The sequence below is a fragment of the Pontibacterium granulatum genome, assembly GCF_029961155.1.
Lineage (GTDB): Bacteria > Pseudomonadota > Gammaproteobacteria > Pseudomonadales > Balneatricaceae > Pontibacterium > Pontibacterium granulatum.
In genome coordinates this window covers 82,241-100,585 of the sequence record NZ_JASBRH010000009.1, presented here as the reverse complement: position 1 = coordinate 100,585, position 18,345 = coordinate 82,241, and the positions used below count along the sequence as shown (strand labels likewise).

Genomic DNA, 18,345 nt, shown 5'->3' with positions numbered 1-18,345 from the left:
TCCGATCGCGACCATTTAACCTTCCGAAATATCGCCCTCGGGAGGGCTGCTACAGGTGCGTGAAAAGCGATTTGTGATCTTGGGTATTTGTTCCAAGGTTTTTGTAGGGCAGCGTTTACGCTGCCGGCAGCCTAAAGGCTGTCCTACAGTGGTGTTTCATTCAATTTTTTGAAACCGCTCCTAACTGCTCTCAACCTCCCTGGCTTCCTTTCTCAACCACGCCTCAAAGCGTTTCGCTTTGGGGCGTTTTGGTGTTGTGGCATCATCAGCCAATCGTCATCCAATGTCGCCTATTGGCTCTGGGTTGGTCGGGTTTCTATCGGATCACAACTCCGTTTGAGTGTGGATATGCCGCACATCTCTGTTTGAAAACGCAGGCTAATGTGCATTCAAAAAGTATGGTTCATCAGCTACATTAGTAACTCTTATCTATTACGTTGCTTACAAGCTGGCGCTGGAGTGTATGTGTCGGTTTTTAAAGGATGTTGGTATGCAATCTTTCTGGAAAATAATGCTGTGTTTCCTGTTTCTGCACGCTCCCCTGGCGGGTGCGAATACGCTTGATGACGTTCGTCGTCACGGTGATATTCGTTGCGGGGTGTTTCCTGACGATCCGGGACGTAGTGCTATCCGAAATGACGGGCGTTGGGATGGTTTCTATGTCGATTTCTGTCGGGCGGTAGCGGCAGCGATTTTTGCAGACCCGGAACGAGTGCATTTTGTCGAGGTTGGCGCCACGACCCGCTTCACCGCATTGCAAGAGGGTAAAACGGATGTGGTGATGTACAGTTCAACCTGGACGCTGGGGCGGGAAGATCGCTACAACGTTGTATTTCCTGCAATCTATCTGTTTGACGGGCAGGGGGTAATGGTGCGCAAGAGCAGTGGCATTAGGCAACTGTCAGACCTTGACGGAAAGCGCATCTGTGTTACCGAAAATACCACCACCCATGCCACTTTATTGAGCTATTTGGAACGCATGGGTATTAAAGCCGAAATTTTGTTTGCCAATGGCGACACGTTCTTTCGAGGCAGTTGTGATGCCTACAGCGCGGACCGAATGAATCTGGCTGTCAATCGGGCCAATAGGGCAGATAATCCGGAAGCCTATGAGCTTTTGCCGGACCAGCTTTCGCGTGAACCCATCGGGCCTATGGTGAGAGCTGGCGATGCACAGTGGGCACGACTGGTACGTGCAGTGATAGACGCGATGGTGCTGGCAGATGAAAAAGAGGTCAGTCAGCACACGCTCGACGACACAGTCCGGCGCAGCAGTGACATTGAGGTTCAAAACCTGTTGGGGGTCAAAGGTAACTTCGGCAAGCGGCTTGGGCTGTCGTCTGACTGGGCGCAGCAGGTTATCCGTTCTGTTGGTAACTACAGTGAAGTCTATCAGCGGCATTTTGGGCCGAAGACGGCAGTCGGGGTTGAGCAGGGGGTAAACCAGCCATGGAATCGAGGTGGTATGCTCTATGCTCCGCTCTTCAAGTAATCCCTTTCCGTCTTCTGCGTTGACATGGCGCGACGGCATCGGAACACGATTGGGTGGGGCGATCTGTGTGGTATTTATCGCGTGCCTGCTTGCGGTGTGTGCGTCGATCTATGGGCTCTATCATCAGTATTTGGGATTTCGGCAACTGTCCGGTCAGTATTTTGAGCGGGCAATGACCGCCGCTGAACTAACGCGAGATGCCGAGTTGATCGCCGCGGAAGTGTTTGAAAGCATGGTCGGCGCCGACCGCAGCGATCGGGCACGTGGCAGTAACAGTGAGAACCTGATACGTGTATACCAGTCAGTGCGGGCGAGCCTGGACAATGCCGTGGATGCGCCGGAGGTCGAGCATCTCGCCCAGATAGACCGGTGGCAGCAGCCGTACTTCGAAAGCCTGAAGCGGTTGGACGGGCGTTTAGGGGATGAATATCGGCTAAAATCGGATGAACTGCTTCGTATCGATAGATTGTTCGTGCAGTTGCAGGCGTTGGAACAGCAGGTTGACGCCGTGTTGGCTAATGGCAACCCTGACGATATCCGTTACATAAATCATGCTTTGGCTGCACTGGGTTATTGCACTACGGCGATGCGTGCGGAGCGGGTTGGGCAACTACGCCAGCTACGTCAATCAGCGTTGGCACAACTTGACCTCCTGAGTGAATTGACGCTGAACAGTAAGGTTTTGGTGGAATTTCACGAATCCCTGGAAGCTCTGGTGCGGGAAGTTTTCGAAGAGCGTCAGCCTGCACTGATTGCTGAGCGCGCGACTTTAGCCACCGCCCGCGAGACCCGTGTTCTGGCGCAGAAGCTGACCAGTTCCACCTTCAATTACTATCTTCAACTTAAGCAATCCGCTAAAGAGGCGGTCGAAGCGCATCAGGCTATGGTCGTTAATACCATGATTGGACTGGTGGTCTTTGCCTTGTTTATGGTGGCTTTGACCCTGTTTATGCTGCTGTATATCAGGCGCATCATCATACAGCGTTTGCACCAATTGTACCTCGCTGTGAATGCGCACATGGAGGGAAATACGGCTTCTATCCCGCATGAAGGCCGGGATGAGATCAGCCTATTGGGACATGCATTCGAGCAGTTTGCTTCGGCGCGCTATACGGCGGAGAGCGCTCTCCGTGATGCACGTGAAGAGACAGAGAGTGCAAATCGAAAGCTGCAGCAAGCCAATGAGCAATTGCGTGAGTTGAGTGAAATAGACGAGCTGACGGGTATTGCAAACCGCCGTACGCTTGATCGACATCTCGAACAAGAGTATCGACGTCTCCAGCGTCATAATGGTGAGCTGAGCCTGATGATGATCGATATTGATTGGTTTAAGGAATATAACGATCAATATGGGCACCCGGCCGGAGATCGTTGTCTCAGGCAGGTGGCGCAGTGTCTCAGTCAACAGGTTCGGCGAGAGGGAGAACTCGTTGCACGATACGGGGGTGAGGAGTTCTGTATTGTTCTGCCTGGCGCGGGAGAAGTGGATGCGGAGGCTTGTGCGAGACGATTGCAGGAAGCTGTGTCCGATCTGGGGCTTGAGCACCCGCGCGGTAAGGTCACGCTCAGTATAGGTATCGCAACTGTTCATCCGGAGTGTGGTCTATCTGAGGCGCGGCTGTTTGAGGAGGCTGACCGGGCGTTATACCAGGCCAAAACTGAAGGGCGCAATTGTGTCGTGAACGGAGCGAATCTGGAGCCGAATCTGCAATAGTGACACGCACAACCATTCGGCTTTCGGCGCGTTTGAGCGGCTGTCTTCAAGCGTGTAGGCCGCTGCTATTGGGTCATTAATGGGTTGAGCCCAACACGTGTGCATTACGAAGGCAGCAACGGCAATCTATCCACTCTGCACAGTATTGGTCACCTAAAGAGTGCCGATACTGTTTGCTTCTGATGTAAACCGATTCCAGCTTTCCCCTATTTTGTTAGTCTCACGCCTTAACCATGCCTCAAAGCGTCTGACTTTGGGGCGTTTTTTATGGTGCTCTGGCATGACCAGATAGTAGTCGTAGATTGTTTTCCAATGTTCAGGAAGCGGGCTGATCAAAATCCCACGTTCCAGTAAGCCATACACCAGACTGAAACGCACAAACGCTATTCCCTGACCGCCCAGCAGGGCTTCGATCAAGGTGCCTGAGTCGGTGACCTGCAGACGTGGTGCATCTTGGGCTAATGTTTGGGCGAACTCCGGCCAGAGCTCTTTCAGCTCAGGAGTATCGTCTTGTAGCCAGGGGAGGGTGCCGATCTGGTCACGAACGGGGAGGGTGTTCTTCAGTAATGAGGGGTGGCAGGCAGGAATCAGATAATCCTTCAGCATGAGCTCCGTGCTTAAGCCCGGGTAGTCACCTTGACCAAAACGGATGGCCAGATCGAGTCCTTCCCCTTCAAAACGTTCCAGTTGATCACCAACCGTCAGTTGGATGGACAGGTCCGGTGCTTCCTGCTGAAACTCCCCCAGTTTTGATACGAGCCAGCGACTGGCGAAGGAAGGAAGGGTGCTTAACGTCAAACGGTTAGGGTTAGGGTCATCCATCAGCAGCGCCATACCGGTCTCCAGGCTGGAGAAACCGCGGCTGACGTGAGGCAGCAGTTGGCGACCTGCATCGGTCAGTTCTACCTCCCGGGTGAGACGCTTGAACAGTTTTAACCCCAGGTGCTGCTCAAGCGACTTTATCTGTTGGCTGATCGCAGCTTGGGTGACGTGCAACTGTTCGGCAGCGTCTTTGAAGCTGTTGGCTTCGGCTGCCAGGCGAAATGCTTGCAGGGCTTTGAGGGGGAGGTGTGCCATAGTCTAGTGGTCATGGTTAATAAAAACTTAAGTATAGGGCGTAATAACTCGTTTGTCGCAATGCACGTGAATCCCGAAGATTAGTACATAAATCAATGCATCGGGAGAGCGTTATGAATGCCAAAGTTCAGATTGATACAGTAAAGGTTGTAAGAATTAGTAAAGTGGCTCGGCTTAAGAATGTGCTGAAACGTTGGCGGCAGAATTATCGTAGCCGACTTGAGTTGCAGACGCTGAACCATTATGAATTGAAGGATATTGGGGTAAGCCGCGCCGAAGCATTGGAGGAAGCTAAAAAGCCGTTTTGGCGTGGGTGATTTGCAGGAATATGTAGGTTGGGCATCGCAATGCGATGCCCTACAAAGCGATGCAAAATTTACCCCTGCAACACCCGTTGGGCTTCGCGTTGCGAAGGCCAGCCTACAATCGAGACATGCGCGGAGCCAAAAAAAGCCCCGGTGCTTGGCAGCGGGGCAGGAGGGATCTAATGCACCTTCAGATCCAAAAAACGTAGCAGTATTTTGCGGATGGTTAGCGGCCTGCTTTGATGTCACTCCAGAGGCGCGTGCGGATTCGTGCAACCTTCGGCATCATCTGATCCTGTACAAACAGGTTGGCCTTGGTCTCTGGTGTTGGGTAGATCGCAGGATTAGCTGCAATCTCCTGATCGATCAGAGAGGTAGCATCCTTGTTTGGGTTGGCGTACCACACATAGTCCGTGATCTCGGCGATCACGTCAGGACGCAGCAGGTAGTTGATAAATTTGTGTGCGTTTTTAGCGTTTTTCGCATCTGATGGGATCAGCAGCATGTCGAACCATACTTCGCTGCCCTCTTTAGGGATACTGTACTCAATTACAACACCGTTATCCGCTTCTTCAGCGCGGGCCGCCGCCTGGAACACGTCGCCGGAGAAACCAACTGCCACGCAGGTATCACCGTTTGCCAGATCGTTTACGTACTGGGATGAGGTGAACTGTTTCACGTATGGACGTGCAGCCTTGAGGGTTTTAACCGCTGGTGCGTTTGGTTTGAAGTCGGCACGTTTCTGCGAGTTGGGATCAACACCGGAGTAGAGCATCGCAAACGGGAACATTTCATCCGGGGAGTCGAGGAAGGTCACACCACACTCGGCCAGTTTTTCCAGGTACGTAGGGTTAAAGACCAGCTCCCAGCTGTTAACCGGGGCGTCTTCGCCCAATACCTTGGCAACCTGCTTCGGGTTGTAGCCTATACCGGTGGTGCCCCAGAGATAAGGGATGCCGTGCTCGTTGCCCGGGTCCTTCTTCTCCAGGGTTTTCATCAGAGATGGATCCAGGTGGACCATATTCGGCAGCATGGACTTGTCCAGCTTCTGGAAAATTCCAGCCTTAATCTGCAGAGACATGAAGTGGGAGCTTGGTACGACCAAGTCGTAGCCGGAGTTGCCCGCAAGCAGTTTGGCTTCCAGGGTTTCGTTACTGTCGTAAACGTCATAAACCACTTTGATGCCGGTTTCTTTCTCGAAGCGTGCGATCGTCTCCTCGGCAATGTAATCAGACCAGTTGTAGAAGTTCAGAACTTCCTGGGCTTGAGTAACAGAGGAAAAACTGGCCAATCCAATGGCTGCTGCCGCAACTGCTGTCTTAAGCTGAGATGGTAAAGCTTTTTTCATTATTTTTGCCTCACATCGTTTTTGAGTGTGTAAATTGGGTTGGCCGTACCCCACGACGAGCAGTTCATGGAGCACAGCCAAAATCGTTAAACGGTCATCAGTAAGAACTCACGTTCCCACGAGCTGATTACCTGGTTAAAAGTTTCGAACTCTGCACGCTTGACGCCGATATAGGCTTTGACGAACCGTTCGCCCATGATCTCTTGCAGTTCAGGGCAGTCTTCCAGCAGGCGCAGGCCCTCTTCCAGAGAGCGTGCTACCTCAACCGGGTCACCTTCTTCAGCGGTCAGGCCCTGGTTGGGTTCGTCTGGCATCAGTTTGTTTTTGATGCCCAGGTAACCACAGGCCAAGCTTGCCGCAATCGCCAGGTAAGGGTTGCAATCAGCACCTGCAAAGCGGTTTTCGATACGGCTTGCGGCTAAGGGAGCATCCGGGACACGCAAGCCGGCAGTGCGGTTATCGATACCCCACTCAAAGTTAACCGGTGCAGACATCTCCGGCGTGAAACGACGATAGGAGTTCACATTCGGTGCGTAGAACGGAATCGCGTTGCGGGTATATTTCTGCAAACCGCCCACGTAGTGATAAAACGCGTCTGTGTACTCACCCTCCTTGTCACCGGCAAAGATGTTCTTGCCGGTTTCAATATCGACCAGGCTCTGGTGGATATGCATCGAACTGCCGGGTTCGTGCTGCATTGGCTTCGCCATAAAGGTGGCGTACATGTCGTGTTTGAGTGCTGTCTCGCGCAGGGTGCGTTTGAAGGTAAATACCTGATCGGCCAGCTTCAGCGCATCGCCATGGAGGAAGTTGATCTCCATCTGGGCCGCGCCGGATTCGTGGATCAGGGTGTCTACGTCCAGACCTTGTGCATCACAGTAGCTATACAGGGTGTCAATCACCGGGTTGAATTCATTGACCGCATCAATGCTGTAAGACTGGCGTGCAGTTTCGCGGCGACCGGAGCGACCGGTAGCTGGTTTCAATTCGTAGTCTGGATCCAGGTTTTTCTGTACCAGGTAAAACTCCACCTCCGGCGCAATAACCGGTTTAAGTCCTTCTTTTTCATACAGTGCCAATACCCGGCGTAGAACCGAACGACTTGACAGCGGGTGTAGCTGACCGTCAGCGGTGTAGCAGTCGTTGATCACCTGCGCGGTGGGCTCATCGGCCCAGGGGACCACACGCAGAGTGTTGGCGTCGGGCACCAGCACCATATCTTTGTCGGTGGGATCAACCAGATCGTAGTGGTTGTCTGCCCATTCGCCGGTTACGGTTTGTACCAGCAGGGTTTCTGGGATCTTGCCACCTTTTTCGTCGATAAACTTCTTGGTTGGGTAAAACTTCCCCCGGGCGTTGCCCGTCATATCCGGAAAGGTCGACTCTACTTCTGTGATGGCGTTCTCATTGAGAAACCTGGTAACGGCTTCCATAAATCACCTATGTGTCATTCTATGATCGTGCTGATAAGCGAAAGATTCTCTCGCTCTGTCCATCGTTAACTCTAGCTAAACTAGCAACTGCTACAAGGTTAATCGAGGGTCAGCTGTTGGGTTTGTATTTATTCGAAAGATGATTCGGTTTATTTGATTGTGTGGCGTTTCGTTAAATCGAATCATCATTCGGCTTTTAGGTTATTTTAAGTTATCTCAGGAATCAATATGTAACTTGAATAAAGTTTCGGTTTTATTATCTTGCTGCTGTAAAATATTGGAAGTATTATTCGGATTATTGTGTGGCCCCATATAGGTTGTATGCGCCAAATCCCGACATCGACGGGGAATGGCTGGAGATTTCGAAATGAGTGTTAAGGGCTACGAATCCTCTTACTACGCGGATTCAGCAAACCATAAGAACGATTACCCGGCACTGCGTGGCGAGGTGAGCGCGGATATATGTGTGATCGGTGCAGGTTTTACCGGTCTGTCTGCTGCGCTGCATCTGGCCGAAAAGGGCTACTCTGTTGCTTTGCTTGAGGCTGAGCGTGTGGGTTGGGGCGCATCCGGCCGTAATGGCGGTCAGGTGTGCCAGGGCCACAATATGAGCCACGAAGACATGGTGGGCAAAGTGGGGCGCGAAGTTGCTGATGCGCTTTGGCAGATGTCTATCGATTCGGTCGACCTGGTGCGTGACATGATCGACAAACACAATATCCAGTGTGATCTGAAAAAAGGCGTGTTGCACGTTGCGGTCAAGCAGGGGGCGTGTGACGAGATGAAAAAGGATATCGCCTATAAACAGGATGTGTTGGGCTACGATGCTATCCGTTACGCCGATAAGGATGAAGTGCAGACCATGTTGGGGTCAGAGCGCTACTTTGGCGGTGAATACTGGACCAACGCTGCACACCTGCATCCACTGAATTACGCCTTGGGTCTTGCTGCAGCAGCCGAAAAAGCCGGTGTGCAGATTTTCGAGAACAGCCGTGTGTCCGATTACCGTGCAGGGCGAGATGCACAGGTGAATACCGAGCAGGGGTGTGTAAAAGCCAAATACATATTGCTGGCATGCAACGGCTACCTGGGTAAGCTGGAACCGCGTATCGCGGGCAAGATCATGCCAATCAACAACTTCATCCTTGCCACTGAACCGCTGGATGAAGCACTTTGTCGTAGGATCAACCGCGATGATGTAGCGGTGGCGGACTCCCGTTTTGTTATCAACTACTTCAAGTTGTCCGGCGACAACCGTCTGTTGTGGGGCGGTGGTGAGAACTACACCAGCAAATTCCCGAACGATATCCGTGGTTTTGTGCGCAAATACATGCTGGAGTTTTACCCCGAGCTGAAAGATGTGCGCATCGATTACGGTTGGGGTGGCACTCTGGCGATTACTCTGAACCGCATGCCATACTTTAGCCGTCTGGACGACAACCTATTTGTAGCACAGGGCTACTCGGGCCATGGTGTGGCGCTGGCAACCCTGGGCGGTAAGCTGATGGCCGATGCAGTCAGTGGTTCAGCCGAGAAGTTTGATATGTTTGCAAAGGTACCAACACCGACCTTCCCGGGAGGTACGCTGCTGCGCTGGCCGGGGCTGGTGGCCGGTATGCTGTACTATTCCATGCGCGACCGTTTTTTCTGACGTTCCGAAATAGTCTGATTTAAGGTAGCTTTGCTCTATAATGCTGGCCTTTCTGGATACTGTTTTAAGAGCGACACAATGGATTCAAAGCAAACGGGTGAAAAGTCTCTGCCGACCAAGCGTAAATCGCAGGATCTGAAACCACGTAATGCACCTGTTCAGGGTCGCTCTAAGAAACGTTCGAAAGAGATCATCGATGCCACCAGTGAACTGCTGGAACGAGTCGGTTTCGATGATCTCAATACGGTGCTGATCGCCAAAGAGGTGGGCATCTCCGTTGGCTCACTCTACCACTACTTCCCGAACAAACACGCCATTCTGTACGCCATGGGGTTGCGTTGGCTGGAGGAGATCGACAAGGTCCTCAGTGCAGTTGCTGAATTGCCGGTGGAGGAGATGGTGCTGGAAGAGCTGGTCGATCAAATGCTGGCGATGAACCTCAAGGTATACAAGAAGCAAAAGGCCGTACTGACCCTGGTACAGGCGATGTTCTCGGTACCGGAGCTGCGCGAGTTGGATGACCAGCATGATGAGTTGGTGATCTCTCGTATGGCGGAGATCTTCAAGCGTATGGGGATTAACCGGCACGTGAAAGAACGCGAACGTTTGGGACGTCTGTATCTGGAAACCAGTCACAGTGTATTTCTGGTTGTTGTCCATCAGAGTGGCGAACGCGCCAAGCGCACGCTGGCCGATCTGAAGTTGATGCTGTGTACCTTGCTGCGTCAGCATCTGGAGAACTGTCAGGCCGAAAGTTGATCGGTTCAACCCTCTCAGCGTTTCAGCAGCAAAAGCTACCTCAGGTTTTTTGTTTCAACCATGAGGTATCAATCCATGACACATGCTCTTCTACGTATTAATCCTTCCGCTGAAGCACCCGCTGCAACGGCGATCAACCCTGAGCGCGTTCTGAGTGGCGCGCCTAAAGAGATTATCGAAAACCTGTTTACCAACGCCAAAGAGAATTTCTTCTGCGGGGTATGGTCGTCTACCGAAGGTAAGTGGACGCTGAACTACACCGAAGACGAGTTCTGCTACCTGATCAGAGGCAAAGCGATTTTAACCGATGCTCAGGGTGTCGCAGAGGAGATTAATGCGGGGGATGCCTTTGTGATTCCGGCGGGGTATCAGGGCACGTGGGAAACCATCGGTGACGCCCAGAAGTTTTACGCGATTTACGAAGAGGCGTAAGTAAGGTGTTGGGCATTGCTTCGCAATGGCCAACCTACGGATTAGGTAGGTTGGTCATCGCAAGACGATGCCCAACAAGATTCTCTCGGTAATTACTCCGGCACTGCCGTATGATCCAGCGGCTCAATCTTCGGTGGATGTTTTTTATCTCCCAGCTCTGAAATCAGCATCGCGGCAATAATCATTCCCGCGCCCATCATCCCCTGTGCCCCTAAGTGCTCATCCAGGAATATCCACGCCGAGATATGGGCGAACACCGGTTCGGTCGCAAACACCAGCGCTACCTTGTGGGGTTCCAGAATGGTTTGGCACGCGGACTGTGCCCAGAACGCGTAAGCGGTACCAAACAGAGCGGCGATCAGGATCGACCAGATAATGATGGGTGTTGAAAGCTGATCCTGCCAAGTGACCGGATTGGCATCCGGGTAATAGAACGCGGGATCAGGACTAAGCCAAGCGGCCAGCGAACTGTATATCGCCACCGCCAGCAGCTGGATGATACTCAGCAGGGTAACCGGCAGTTTGCTGACAAAGCGTCCGGTCAGTACGATATGTCCGGCAAAGGCGAATGCACAGATCAGCACCAGCACATCACCTTCATTGATCTGAAGCTTGTCGCCCATGGTCAGCAGATAGAGCCCCGCTGTTGCGGTGATTACACCCAGCCAAACATTCAGGCGCGCCTTCTGCCGGAAGATCAGAAACGCCAGTACCGGTACCAGCGGGACATTGAGGCCGGTGATAAAACCTGCGTTGGAAACACTGGTAAACCGAAGGCCCTCGGTTTGTGTATAGAAGCCAATAAACAACATAAACCCCAGCAGCGCACCGGCGCCCAGCAAGCGCGGCAGCATACCCGCCTCAACCTTATCCTTTGCATAGTAGAGCAGCGGAATCAGCGACAGCCCGGCGATGGTAAAGCGGATTGCGTTGAAGGTGTGGGTGGGTATCTGAGCGACAGCCAGGTCGATCAGAACGAACTCGCCCCCCCAGACAAAGGCCACCAATAGCAGCAAGAGAAGGGCGATACGAGGGGATTTTATTGTCATTTTTTTACTCGTTTACAGCATGTTAGAACCTGAAACGCCCCGGCACCAAAAAGTACCGGGGCGTATTTCAGGGGAGTACCCTGCGGATCAGGCGAGGCTTAGGCCATCGCAAAACCCAGGACGATCAGGATGATGAAGGTGATCGCCGCACCGATCAGTGCATATGGGATCTGCGTCAGGGCGTGCTGCATTGGGGTACAGCCGGAGCCCTGGGCAGAAAGCACGGTAGAGTCACTGAAGAAGCAGGCGTGACTGCCAAATGCAGACGCAGACAGCAGGGCTCCTACGGTCAGTGGCATGGACATATCCAGCGCCAGTGCCATCGGGATTACGATCGGCAGAGACACCACGAATACGCCCCAGCTGGAACCGGTTGCAAATACCACCGCGGCCATTGCTGCGAATACTAATGCCGGCAGCAATTCCTTGGACAGGTAAGGCGTCAGGGACTCGATGATGTATGGGGTCATACCCAACTGATCGTTCACGTCCTTGAGCATAAAGCCTGCACACACCACGGCGATCGGGTGCAGCATCACCTTGAAGCCGTCCAGCATGGAGTCAACCAACTGACCGAAGCTTAACAGGCTCTGCCAGAAGTACAGCACCATGGTGAACATGGAGGCTACCAGTGCGCCCAGCAGCAGGTCGATTTCGTAGTACACGCTCGCCGCGACCAGCACAGCCATCGGCAGCAGGAAGTTCATCAGGCCCACCAGTGGTGAGGTCTTCTTCATGCCGGAGGTGTCAAAACCGTCCTGTACGTTGCCCGGTGGAATCGGTTGACCGGCCTGCGCACGTTTCTCTGCGGTTTTCATCGCGCCGAAGTCACCCAGAACACCCGCAGCAACCAGGAACACTACGAACAGCGCTACCCAGCCGTACGCCATGTAAGGGATCGCGTCGATATAGAGGGACATGCCTTTGCCTTCTTCAATCGCGCCGTTCTCCTCCAGCAAGGCTGCGAAGTACACCGCCCAGGTAGATACCGGTACCAAGATGCAGACAGGGGCTGCGGTGGAGTCTACCAGGAAGGACAGTTTTTCACGGGAGATCTTATAGCGGTCGGTCAGGTTCTTCATGGACGCAGAGACCGCCAGAGAGTTCAGGTAATCATCGATGAAGACCATCACACCCAGGAAGCAGGTGGTCAGCATGGTGCCGCGTTTGGTTTTGATACGACGCGCCAGCAGCTCACCAAAGCTCAGGACACTGCCGCCACGCTCCAGCATATTGATCAGACCACCCATCATGCCGCAGACCAGCACGATCCAGGCGATGGTTTCATCCATCACCACTTTCATGGAGATGTCGCCCAGTCCGGTCACGATGTTGGTTGGGTCAAGCAGCAACAGGCCGGACACGATGCCGGCGAAGATGGATTCCAATGGTTTTTTGGTGATTACGGCTACCGCCAGGATCAGCAAAGCGGGCAGCAAACTGTGGAAACCGTAGGATTCGCCATCAACATGCTGTGTGGATAGGTAAGCGAAACACGCCATGATGGCGCCGTAGAAAACGATCCAGCGGGTTGGTTGGCTGACACCCTGCGAGGTGCTGCTCAACTGTGCAGTGCTTGGTTCTGCAACGTTCGTACTCATGAATAGACCTTAACTTATAGTTTTTTTTAGATTCTTGGTGTTCTACAGCACCGCAATCCAGGGTGTTCAGTGCGCCGGTGGGGTGACTTTGGTGCAGAAGTCGATCCGCTTTGGGCACTGATCCCCCGGGACCTGATCGCAGTGCTGATGTCAGAGATCAGTCCGTTGATCAGATACCCAATTTGTCGCGCAGATTGTAGTACCACGCACCCATTGCGGTATATGGAATTCTTAGTGCCCGGCCGCCCGGGAACGGGTACTGAGGCAGGCCTGCGAATACGTCATATCGTTCCGCCTGACCCTGGATCGCATCTGACAAGACTTTGCCCGCCAGATGAGAGCAGGTGACACCGTGACCACTGTAGCCCTGGGCGTAATAGATGTTGTTACCCACGCGACCGAACTGCGGCAGACGCATCAGCGTCAGCAGGAAGTTACCGGTCCAGGCAAAGTCGATCTTCACACCCTGCATTTGTGGGAAGGTTTTCAGCATCTTCGGTACGATCAGGGACTCGATCTTGCCCGGTTCGCGCGCGCCGTAGGTCACGCCGCCACCGTAGATCAGGCGACCGTCGCCGGAGAGACGGAAGTAATCCAGCAGGTAGTTGCAGTCTTCCACGCACTGATCGTGCGGCAGCAGTTCGCGCTGCTGTTCCGGAGTCAGTGGCGCAGTGGTCACAACCTGCGTACCACATGGCATCGCTTTCGCCTGCAGTTTAGGGATCAGATCGCCCAGGTACGCATTACCGGCAACCACCACAAAGTTTGCAGTCACGCAGCCTTTAGCGGTGTGAACCTTGGCTTTAGCGCCTTCTTCCACGCGTGTTACCGGGGAATCTTCGTAGATCACGCCGCCCAGAGATTCGAACGCCGCCGCTTCACCCAGCACCAGGTTCAGTGGGTGGAAGTGACCGCCGGATTTGTCCAGTAGGGCGCCTTTATAGCGGGTGGTACCGATGTATTTCTGGGTATCGGTTTCGGACAGCATCTCCAGATTTTGGTGACCGTGGGATTCCCACAACTGCTTTTTCTCTTCCAGCTCGCGCATCTGCTTGCTGTTGCAGGCGGCGAAGATGCCGCCATCTTTCAGGTCACACTGGATGTTGTACTGGTCTACGAAGCGGCGAATGATGCGGCCGCCTTCGAAGGCCATCTTGCCCATCTCGGTGCCGGTGTTTTTACCGTAGTGTTTTTCGATGAAGTCGATATCGCGGCTGTAGCTGTGAACGATCTGGCCACCGTTGCGGCCGGACGCGCCAAAGCCGATGCGGGTGGCTTCAACAACAGCCACTTTAAAACCGGCCTCTGCCAGGTGCAGGGCGGTGGACATGCCGGTGTAACCCGCGCCGATCACGCAGACATCGGCTTCAACCTGACCGGTCAGGGCAGGGCGGATGCTTTTATCGTTCGCAGACGCAGCGTAATAGGATGTTGTATGTGAAGGTGCAGACATAATCTTTCTCATTATTATGCAAACCGGTTTGGGTACCGGTTGTTTTGGTACGTAGTGACAGGTCTGGCGATACGTCGCAGGGTCAGCCTATCTCCTGTTGTATACAAGATATGTCTAAGGGTGATTTCGGAGATATACCTACCTGGGTATATTTTTGGTAAGCGGTGGTCAGATCGGCGGATGTTGGGCATTGCTGAGCAATGGCACAACCTACATATATGTATTGGTGCTGGTTCCCACGCAGAGCATGGGAACCAGATATAGCTGCCAACACTCTGTGACCTGTAGGGCAGCGTTCACGCTGCCGGTAGCCTGAAGGCTACCCTACAGCCGAATCGTTAGGCTCCTGAGTTTTCGATTAGCACAAGACTCACTCCCCTTTACGTAGCCGAGCACTGGAACTGTCAATCGAAGGATTGCGAGGACTGTTTGAGGCCGAAGGCCGAGTTCCGCAGCGCCGATTGATTGTGAAGCGCACAGGGAACCCGCGAAGCGGGCAAGTAGCGGGGCTGCCGGGCGGGCCGCGCAGGCATTGATAAGGGGGTTCAGCAACGCCCCTTATCTCGCCCAACAAGGGCGACCTCAGGTACAGAAAGCAGACGTGACTCTCAGGTCTGTGCCTTCCTCCTTTCCATTGCCATATCCAAACATAACCCATCATACATTTGAATATCCAAAATAAACCCCTAGCAAATCCTTATACAAGCAAAAGATAGGCTGACTTATAAATAACCAAAAGCTGATCAAGCCTGTAACGACATCACGGATTACAGGTGCACATAACTACTGCAAGAGAGATCAATAAAAAATGAGCATTCAGTTAAAAGACAACAGCCTGCTGAAAACCCAGGCATACATCGATGGTCAGTGGGTTGACGGTGACACCGGCGCAACCTTCGAAGTACGTAACCCTGCTACCGGCGAAGTTCTGGCAAACGTTGCCAGCGTAGGTGCAGACGAGGCTAAACGTGCCATCGATGCCGCTGAGAAAGCGATGGCATCCTGGAAAGCGCTGCCAGCCAAGTCCCGCTCGGACATCCTTGAGCGTTGGTACAACCTGATGCTGGAAAACCAGGAAGACCTGGCGATCCTGATGACTGCCGAGCAGGGTAAGCCGCTGTTCGAATCCCGCGGCGAAGTAATGTACGGCGCGTCCTTCATGAAATGGTTTGCTGAAGAAGGTAAGCGTGTATACGGCGATGTACTGCCCTCCACCGCTGACCGTCGCAGCATCGTGATCAAACAGCCGGTAGGTGTTGTGGCTGCGATCACGCCGTGGAACTTCCCGAATGCGATGATCACCCGCAAGGTGGGTCCTGCGCTGGCGGTAGGTTGTGCAATCGTACTGAAACCTGCGGCTGAAACCCCACTGTCTGCGCTGGCACTGGCTGAGCTGGGTGAGCGTGCAGGTGTACCTGCGGGTCTGTTCAGTGTCCTGCCAAGCGCAGATGCACCAGCTGTCGGTGGTGAGATGACCTCAAACCCAACCGTGAAGAAACTGACGTTCACCGGTTCTACCGGTGTGGGTAAGCTGCTGATGAAGCAGTGTGCGGACACTGTTAAACGCACCTCCATGGAGCTGGGCGGCAACGCACCGGTAATCGTGTTTGATGACGCGGATCTGGATAAAGCCGTTGCAGGTGCTCTGGTCTCCAAATACCGCAACTCCGGCCAGACCTGTATCTGTGCCAACCGTCTGCTGGTGCAGGAAGGTATCTACGATGCGTTCGTTGAGAAATTCACTGCTGCGGTAAAAGAGTTCCGTATCGGTAACGGTCTGGAAGAGAGCACCACGCACGGTCCTGTCATTACCGAGAAGGCGGTTGCAGATATCCACGCGAAAGTTGCAACTGCAGTCGAACAGGGCGCAACTGTTGAGGTTGGTGGTCAGGTGAGTGAACTGGGCTCCCACTTCTACGAGCCAACAGTACTGACCAACGTAACCGCAGACATGCCTCTGTTCAAAGAGGAGATCTTTGGTCCGGTTGCGCCGGTATTCAAGTTCAGCACCGAAGAGGAAGCGATCGCGATGGCGAACGACACCGAGTTCGGTCTGGCATCTTACGTCTACACCAACGACCTGGGTCGCGTATGGCGCGTCTCCGAAGGTATCGACTACGGCATGGTGGGCGTGAACGAGACAGCGATCAGCTCCGAAATTATCCCGTTTGGTGGTGTGAAAGAGTCTGGTCAGGGCCGTGAAGGTTCCAAGTACGGTCTGGATGATTATCTGGAAACAAAATACATCTGCATGGGCGGCCTGTAAGGCGCAGAGGTGAGAAATATGAGCGGAATTATTTACCCAACGACTAACCTGAAAGCGACCGAAACTCTGACGCTGGAGCGCGGTGACGGTATCTACGTTTACGACAATAACGGCAAACAGTACCTGGAAGGTCTGGCGGGCCTGTGGTGTACCTCTCTCGGTTACAACAACCGTGAGCTGATCGACACCGTAAACGAGCAAATGGGTAAGCTGTGCTACTCCCACATGTTCGGTGGTAAGACTCACCAGGTGGGCATGGATCTGGCGGATAAGCTGAACGCGATGGTACCGGTTGAAAACGCCAAGGTGTTCTTTGGTAACTCCGGTAGTGATGCCAACGACAGCCACGTGAAAATGCTGCGTTACTACTTCAACGCGATCGGTAAGCCTGAGAAACGCAAAATCATTGCGCGTGAGCGTGCGTACCACGGTGTGACCGTAGCGTCTGCATCGCTGACCGGTCTGGTGCCTAACCACACCCACTTTGATCTGCCGTTTGAAGCGCTGGGTATCCTGCGTACCGACGCACCGCACTACTACCGTGGCGCGCTGCCGGGTGAGAGCGAAGCACAGTTTGTTGACCGTATTACCAACAACCTGGAACAGCTGATCCTGAAAGAAGGTCCGGAAACCATCGCCGCGTTTATCGCAGAGCCGATCACCGGTGCCAGCGGTGTAATCGTGCCGCCGAAGGGGTACTACGAGAAGGTTCAGGCGATCCTGAACAAGTACGACATCCTGTTCTGGGCAGATGAGGTGATCACTGGTTTCGGTCGTACCGGTAACGATTTCGGTTGCACCACCATGAACATCCAGAAGCCGGACATGATGACCCTGGCGAAGCAGCTGTCTTCCGCGTACATGCCGATCAGTGCGTCTGTCATTCGCGGTGATATGTACGAGGCGATGATCGAACCGAGTGCCCAGGTAGGTGTTTTCGGCCACGGTTACACCTACTCGGGTCACCCGGCCGCTGCAGCCGTTGCCCTGAAAACGCTGGAGATCTACGAGCGTGACAACATCTTCGGCCACGCGGCTGAGATGGGCGACTACATGCAGAAGCGTCTGGCTGAGTTTAAAGATCACCCGCTGGTGGGTGAGATTCGCGGCGAAGGTCTGATCGCAGCGGTCGAGTTCGTTGCGAACAAGAAGACCGGTCAGGCATTCGAAGGTGGTGCTGTGGGCGGTTTCGCGCAGCAGGCGTGTCAGAACCACGGCATGATCACCCGCGCGGTAGCAGGTTCTTCCCTGGCGTTCTGTCCGCCACTGATCATCACCACCGAGCAGATCGATGAGATGATCGAAAAATTCAGCAAAGGTCTGCAGGACACGCTGGATTACGTGACCCGTGAAGGTTTGCTGGTCGACTAAGCAAGTATGTAAGAGCCCTCCCGCGCTCTATCAGGGTTGCGCGGGTAGGGTGCCTCACCAGCCGGGTGGGGGTGATGACCCGTCCGGTTAACCCTGGTGCTTTCTTGCACTATAGAAACTTTTGCGAGTTTCTGGCTCCGTTGTTTGGTCTTCAACGATCAATCTTTTAGGGGGGAACCTTGTTCCCCCTCTTTTTTGGTTTCTCGCCAGATAGCGCGAATCCGATACAGCGACTTGGTTGTAGGTTGGCCTTCGCAACGCGAAGCCCAGCGGTATAAGTAGCAATTTTGAGTCGACTTGTTGGGCATCGCTTCGCGATGACCAACCTACACGTTTTATTCTCCCTTCATGGATCTTTTCATTCGCCACAGGCTGTTCTCTTTTAAGCAATGCT

The 18,345-nt window shown here is 53.5% G+C and carries 14 protein-coding genes; 8 read left to right on the top strand and 6 right to left on the bottom strand.

From position 1 onward, the window contains the following. Nucleotides 1-490 precede the first annotated feature (490 nt). Together QKW35_RS10695 and QKW35_RS10690 are read left to right on the top strand one after the other, a co-directional pair. A complete protein-coding gene (locus tag QKW35_RS10695) occupies nt 491-1,492 on the top strand; it encodes an amino acid ABC transporter substrate-binding protein (protein WP_282352987.1) in 1,002 nt (333 codons plus the stop codon). Then, nucleotides 1,473-3,206, top strand: coding sequence for a diguanylate cyclase (locus QKW35_RS10690; protein WP_282352985.1), 1,734 nt, complete (start codon nt 1,473-1,475; stop codon nt 3,204-3,206). The genes QKW35_RS10695 and QKW35_RS10690 overlap by 20 nt, the downstream gene beginning before the upstream one ends. 153 nt (nt 3,207-3,359) lie before the next feature. Here the strand turns inward: QKW35_RS10690 and QKW35_RS10685 are convergent, their stop codons facing one another. Then, nucleotides 3,360-4,283: a LysR substrate-binding domain-containing protein gene (locus QKW35_RS10685; protein ID WP_282352984.1), complete on the bottom strand. Its 924-nt coding sequence runs from the start codon at nt 4,281-4,283 to the stop codon at nt 3,360-3,362. A 113-nt stretch (nt 4,284-4,396) separates the two neighbouring features. Here QKW35_RS10685 and QKW35_RS10680 point away from each other — a divergent pair, with 113 nt between their 5' ends. After that, a complete protein-coding gene (locus tag QKW35_RS10680; RefSeq protein WP_282352983.1) occupies nt 4,397-4,600 on the top strand; it encodes a DUF1127 domain-containing protein in 204 nt (67 codons plus the stop codon). Between the two features lie 214 nt (nt 4,601-4,814). Here the strand turns inward: QKW35_RS10680 and QKW35_RS10675 are convergent, their stop codons facing one another. After that, a complete protein-coding gene (locus QKW35_RS10675) occupies nt 4,815-5,936 on the bottom strand; it encodes a polyamine ABC transporter substrate-binding protein (protein WP_282352982.1) in 1,122 nt (373 codons plus the stop codon). 86 nt (nt 5,937-6,022) lie between these two features. Next, nucleotides 6,023-7,369, bottom strand: a complete 1,347-nt coding sequence (locus QKW35_RS10670) for a glutamine synthetase family protein (protein WP_282352981.1) — start codon at nt 7,367-7,369, stop codon at nt 6,023-6,025. A 367-nt stretch (nt 7,370-7,736) separates the two neighbouring features. Between QKW35_RS10670 and QKW35_RS10665 the strand changes: the two genes are divergently transcribed. The 3 genes from QKW35_RS10665 to QKW35_RS10655 all read left to right on the top strand — a co-directional run bounded on the left by QKW35_RS10665 (nt 7,737) and on the right by QKW35_RS10655 (nt 10,211). Beyond that, nucleotides 7,737-9,020, top strand: a complete 1,284-nt coding sequence (locus QKW35_RS10665) for an NAD(P)/FAD-dependent oxidoreductase (RefSeq protein ID WP_282352980.1) — start codon at nt 7,737-7,739, stop codon at nt 9,018-9,020. Between the two features lie 78 nt (nt 9,021-9,098). Beyond that, nucleotides 9,099-9,779 carry a TetR/AcrR family transcriptional regulator gene (locus tag QKW35_RS10660; RefSeq protein ID WP_282352979.1) on the top strand — a complete coding sequence of 227 codons (681 nt, stop codon included), beginning with the start codon at nt 9,099-9,101 and terminating at the stop codon, nt 9,777-9,779. Between the two features lie 75 nt (nt 9,780-9,854). Next, nucleotides 9,855-10,211: a cupin domain-containing protein gene (locus tag QKW35_RS10655; RefSeq protein ID WP_282352977.1), complete on the top strand. Its 357-nt coding sequence runs from the start codon at nt 9,855-9,857 to the stop codon at nt 10,209-10,211. 92 nt (nt 10,212-10,303) lie between these two features. On the opposite strand, the gene QKW35_RS10650 is transcribed toward QKW35_RS10655, so the two are convergent. The 3 genes from QKW35_RS10650 to QKW35_RS10640 all read right to left on the bottom strand — a co-directional run bounded on the left by QKW35_RS10650 (nt 10,304) and on the right by QKW35_RS10640 (nt 14,314). Beyond that, nucleotides 10,304-11,260, bottom strand: coding sequence for a DMT family transporter (locus QKW35_RS10650; RefSeq protein WP_282352976.1), 957 nt, complete (start codon nt 11,258-11,260; stop codon nt 10,304-10,306). Nucleotides 11,261-11,358: 98 nt separating this feature from the next. Then, entirely contained in the window at nt 11,359-12,861 is a 1,503-nt protein-coding gene (locus tag QKW35_RS10645) for a Na+/H+ antiporter NhaC family protein (RefSeq protein ID WP_282352975.1), read from the bottom strand. A 169-nt stretch (nt 12,862-13,030) separates the two neighbouring features. Next, nucleotides 13,031-14,314 carry an NAD(P)/FAD-dependent oxidoreductase gene (locus QKW35_RS10640; protein ID WP_282352974.1) on the bottom strand — a complete coding sequence of 428 codons (1,284 nt, stop codon included), beginning with the start codon at nt 14,312-14,314 and terminating at the stop codon, nt 13,031-13,033. An 808-nt stretch (nt 14,315-15,122) separates the two neighbouring features. Between QKW35_RS10640 and QKW35_RS10635 the strand changes: the two genes are divergently transcribed. Beyond that, nucleotides 15,123-16,580 (top strand): NAD-dependent succinate-semialdehyde dehydrogenase, encoded by a 1,458-nt coding sequence (locus QKW35_RS10635; RefSeq protein ID WP_282352972.1) that lies wholly within the window; start codon nt 15,123-15,125, stop codon nt 16,578-16,580. An 18-nt stretch (nt 16,581-16,598) separates the two neighbouring features. Further along, on the top strand, nt 16,599-17,951 hold the full coding sequence (locus tag QKW35_RS10630; protein WP_282352970.1) for an aminotransferase: 1,353 nt from the start codon (nt 16,599-16,601) through the stop codon (nt 17,949-17,951). The last annotated feature ends 394 nt before the right edge of the window (nt 17,952-18,345 follow it).

Bases quoted from the DNA above. Each gene is read 5' to 3' on its own strand.
- QKW35_RS10695 (WP_282352987.1), top strand. From the start codon at position 491: ATGCAATCTTTCTGGAAAATAATGCTGTGTTTCCTGTTTCTGCACGCT.
- QKW35_RS10690 (WP_282352985.1), top strand. From the start codon at position 1,473: ATGCTCCGCTCTTCAAGTAATCCCTTTCCGTCTTCTGCGTTGACATGG.
- QKW35_RS10685 (WP_282352984.1), bottom strand. From the start codon at position 4,283: ATGGCACACCTCCCCCTCAAAGCCCTGCAAGCATTTCGCCTGGCAGCC.
- QKW35_RS10680 (WP_282352983.1), top strand. From the start codon at position 4,397: ATGAATGCCAAAGTTCAGATTGATACAGTAAAGGTTGTAAGAATTAGT.
- QKW35_RS10675 (WP_282352982.1), bottom strand. From the start codon at position 5,936: ATGAAAAAAGCTTTACCATCTCAGCTTAAGACAGCAGTTGCGGCAGCA.
- QKW35_RS10670 (WP_282352981.1), bottom strand. From the start codon at position 7,369: ATGGAAGCCGTTACCAGGTTTCTCAATGAGAACGCCATCACAGAAGTA.
- QKW35_RS10665 (WP_282352980.1), top strand. From the start codon at position 7,737: ATGAGTGTTAAGGGCTACGAATCCTCTTACTACGCGGATTCAGCAAAC.
- QKW35_RS10660 (WP_282352979.1), top strand. From the start codon at position 9,099: ATGGATTCAAAGCAAACGGGTGAAAAGTCTCTGCCGACCAAGCGTAAA.
- QKW35_RS10655 (WP_282352977.1), top strand. From the start codon at position 9,855: ATGACACATGCTCTTCTACGTATTAATCCTTCCGCTGAAGCACCCGCT.
- QKW35_RS10650 (WP_282352976.1), bottom strand. From the start codon at position 11,260: ATGACAATAAAATCCCCTCGTATCGCCCTTCTCTTGCTGCTATTGGTG.
- QKW35_RS10645 (WP_282352975.1), bottom strand. From the start codon at position 12,861: ATGAGTACGAACGTTGCAGAACCAAGCACTGCACAGTTGAGCAGCACC.
- QKW35_RS10640 (WP_282352974.1), bottom strand. From the start codon at position 14,314: ATGTCTGCACCTTCACATACAACATCCTATTACGCTGCGTCTGCGAAC.
- QKW35_RS10635 (WP_282352972.1), top strand. From the start codon at position 15,123: ATGAGCATTCAGTTAAAAGACAACAGCCTGCTGAAAACCCAGGCATAC.
- QKW35_RS10630 (WP_282352970.1), top strand. From the start codon at position 16,599: ATGAGCGGAATTATTTACCCAACGACTAACCTGAAAGCGACCGAAACT.